This is a genomic window from Rhizobacter sp. P3_B12 (genome assembly GCF_056402895.1).
The window spans coordinates 1-3,608 of the sequence record NZ_JBFUGN010000640.1; the positions used below are offsets into that span (position 1 = coordinate 1).

Here is a 3,608-nt window from a genome sequence, read left to right on the forward strand (position 1 = left end):
TTGAAGCCCTGCCAGCTGCCGTCGTCGCGCGTGGCCACCACGCTGCGCAACGCGTGGGCGGCATCGGTCTGGAAGATCAGGCGCTTGTGCAGGTTGCCGCGCCAGAATCCGCCGAACGAGACGCTCGCATTGGCGGCCAGCGCCGCAGCAGATGCCGCCTCCGGCGCGCTCTGCGGCGGCAGGTTCATCGTGTCGTACAGCGCCACCAGCGGCTGCCCGCCGATGCGGCCCACGCCGAGGTCCTCGCGCAGGCTCTTGCCGCCGCTGATCGGGTGGATCGGGTGCCCGGGCTGGAGCTGCGCCGGGCAGCTGCGCGGCGGGCCCTTGATGCGCGTCATCACCCAGGGGCCACGGGTTTCGTAGGTGCCGCCGATGATGTTGTCGGAGTGATGGATCTCTTCGCCGTGGCGGGAATCGATGACCTGGCGCATGCGAAAGTGCACGCCGTCGGTCTCGTGGTCGAGGTAGGAGCACTCGCGGATCGTGTAGTCGTCCGGCGCATTGCGCACCGACGCGCAATACGAGCCGCTGACAGACTCCAGGATCTGGATCAGGTCACCGACTGCGGCCGGCACCGACGACGTCCACGCGCCGATGGCTTCGTAGTTCGCCCGGTACTGCGTGATGGGCTGTGCTGCAACCGACCCGACCCACCACAGGCACGCGTGCGCCATCAGCAGCATCAGCGCTGCCATCTTCCTGCTCTTCACGGAACGCTCCTCGTCTCGTCTCGACATCGGTGAACACCTGCGGTGTTCGACCGACTACCTGTGCTCGCGGCGAATGCTCTGGAGGAACTGCATCGACGCGGCCGGCGGATTAGACAGGAACGGAATGCCGGGAACAAGCGGCTGTCATGACGCATCGTTGACGTTTCAACGACGCCGCGCCCGTCGTGCCGACCGGCTGCCGAGGCCGCGGCGAGATTTCAGGGTGCTCAGTGCGCCGGCGCCAACGCCCGGGCRTGAGCCGACACCTTGAACACCGACACCAGCCGCATCAGGTCGCCGGCCTGCTGTTCCAGGCTCTCGGCCGCGGCCGCGCTCTGCTCCACCAGTGCCGCGTTCTGCTGCGTGCCCTGGTCGAGCGAGTTCACCGCCTGGTTGACCTGCGCGATGCCGCTGGTCTGCTCGGTGGTCGACGCATTGATCTCGGCGATCAGGTCGGTCACCCGGCGCACCTGCTRCACGATCTCGGTCATGGTCTGGCCGGCCTCGCCGACCAGCCGCGTGCCGCTGTCGACCTTCTCGACCGAGGCGTTGATCAGCGCCTTGATCTCGCGCGCCGCCTGCGCACTGCGTTGCGCCAGCGAGCGCACCTCGCTCGCCACCACTGCGAAGCCGCGGCCCTGTTCGCCGGCACGCGCCGCTTCGACGGCCGCGTTCAGCGCCAGGATGTTGGTCTGGAACGCGATGCCGTCGATCACGCCGATGATGTCGGCGATCTTGCGGCTCGAGGCCGAGATCTCGTCCATCGTCGCGACGACCCGCGTCACCACCTCGCCGCCGCGGTCGGCCACACCGGCCGCCGACGCCGCGAACTGGTTGGCCTGCTGCGCGTTGCCGGCGCTGAGCCGCACCGAATCGGTCATCTGCTGCATCGACGCCGCCGTCTGCTGCAGCGCGCTGGCCTGCTGCTCGGTGCGGTTCGACAGATCGGCATTGCCGCTGGCGATCTCGGTGGTGGCATGGCTGATCGACTGCGCGCCGTTCTGCACGTCGCCGACCAGGCTGCGCAGCTGCTGCACCATGTCGCGCACCGCGTGCAGCAGGCTGCCGTCGGCGCCGGGCTGCACCGCGATGTCGTGCGACAGGTCGCCCTGCGCCACGCGCAGCACCGCATCGCGGGCGTACTCGGGCTCGCCGCCGAGCTGGCGCCACACCTGGCGGATCACCCAGCGCGAACCGAGGCCGAGGCCCACCAGCACCAGCCCCGCGCTCGCGAGGATGGCCACCAGCGTCGACGCGGTGCTCCGCTTGGCGCCCGCGAGCGCGGTGTCGAAGCCCTCCTGGGCCTCGGCCTGCGCCTGCTTCACCGACGCGCCGAACTGCTTCTGCGCGCCCTGCATCTTCTGCAGCGCCGCCGCTTCATCGCCCTGCTGGCTGCCGATCACGATGCCGATGGCCTGCAGCGCCGACGCATACCAGGCATCGAACTCGCCCTGCAGCCGCTGCGCCGCGGCAGCGCGCGCGGGGATCGCCTGCGTGCCCTTCAGCAGCTCGCGGATCTGCTCGGCCTGGTGGCCGGTCTCCTCGAGGCGCTTCTTGTCGCCGTCGGAGGCCGCGCCCTGCAGGCTGACGACCAGCGCATCGAAGCGGCTGGCCAGTTGCTGGCTCGCGCTGAGGTACGGGTAGTGCGTGCTGCCGACCGCGTCCAGCGCCTGCGAGGTGCGGGTCGAGAACGCGAAGACGACCATCACCCCGAGTGCGAACACGAGGGCCGACGACACCGGCAACAGCCAGATGGTGCTTTTGACTTTCACGGCGGCTCCCCGATCAGTCGACCGACTTCACGAGGTGGGCGACCTGGCCCTTGAACTCGACGGAGTCGCGCGTCTTGCCCTCGAGCTTCCACACTTCCTTGGCGGTCGGGCCGTGCTTGGCGTAGAACACCTTCGAGAAGATCGTGAAGTACGGCTTCTCGGCCAGCGGCGGGTTGATGCGCTCGACCTTGGCGCGCAGATCGGCTTCGGCCTGCAGCGTGTCGTCGGCTTCGGTGGTCTGCAGCGCGACCAGCTGGTAGCGGCCGGCGGCCAGGCGCTTCAGGATCTCGGTGGTGGCGTTGGCACTGTCATCGACCTTGGCACCCATCTTGGTCAGCTGCGCGATGACCGAGTAGCCGGTCGGCGCGCCGACGGTGCCATCGACGCCGTTCAGCTTCTGGCCGTCCCAGCCGGCGGCCGAGCCCTTGAGGCGGTACAGCGCGTAGGTGGCGCGGTACATGCGCTTGGTGGCGTCGGCCTCGCCGTCGAGCTTGACCGGGTACACCGCGAACTCGGCGCGGTCAGCGGCGAAGCTCGCATTGATCGCACCGTCCATCGTGCCGCTCTTGACCTCGGCCATGCACTGCTTCCACGGCATCGGCGCGAGCTYGATCGCCACACCGAGCTGCTTCTCGATCGATTGCATCATCAGCGCGCTGTAGCCGGGCTTGCCGTTGATGAGCCAGGGGTACGCCTCTTCGTGCGAGTGGCACAGCGTGATCTTCTCGGGGTTCGATTGCGCCTGGGCGACGGGAACGAGGGCGACGAGCGCGGCGAAGCCGGCGACGAGGGAGCGGGTCGTGTTCATGGGGGCAGGAGCGAAGGAGTGAAGGGAGCTGCGCGGATCTCGGCAGGCGCAGCAATGCTTGGMCTACTCTTGTCCACTCCCCAGACTTTCGGCAGGACCCATCGGAACTGGAGATGAATCGAGCCCCCTTCGCGTGACCGAATGCGCACGCGGCGCGGTGCGTCAGTGCCCGTCGGTCTCCAACCCCGCCGCCTGCAGTGCGCGGGCCCCCATCACATCGGCCTCTTCCTCGAGCGACGCATCGTCGTTGACGCCGACGCCGGCCATCTGCATCGTCGGCTCGACCCGCCCCTGGCGCTGCTGCACCACGTGCCAGGC

The 3,608-nt window shown here is 68.9% G+C and carries 3 protein-coding genes; all 3 read right to left on the reverse strand.

Features of this window, described 5'->3' with window-relative positions; translation table 11 throughout:
- Positions 1 to 710: hypothetical protein (locus AC1D01_RS25250; protein WP_477871249.1), on the reverse strand; the 710-nt coding region annotated here is incomplete at its 3' end.
- Positions 711 to 937: 227 nt separating this feature from the next.
- Complete coding sequence (locus AC1D01_RS25255) at positions 938 to 2,482, reverse strand: methyl-accepting chemotaxis protein (RefSeq protein WP_477871251.1); 1,545 nt, start codon at positions 2,480 to 2,482, stop codon at positions 938 to 940.
- Positions 2,483 to 2,495: 13 nt separating this feature from the next.
- Entirely contained in the window at positions 2,496 to 3,290 is a 795-nt protein-coding gene (locus AC1D01_RS25260; protein WP_477871253.1) for a substrate-binding periplasmic protein, read from the reverse strand.
- Positions 3,291 to 3,608 lie beyond the last annotated feature (318 nt).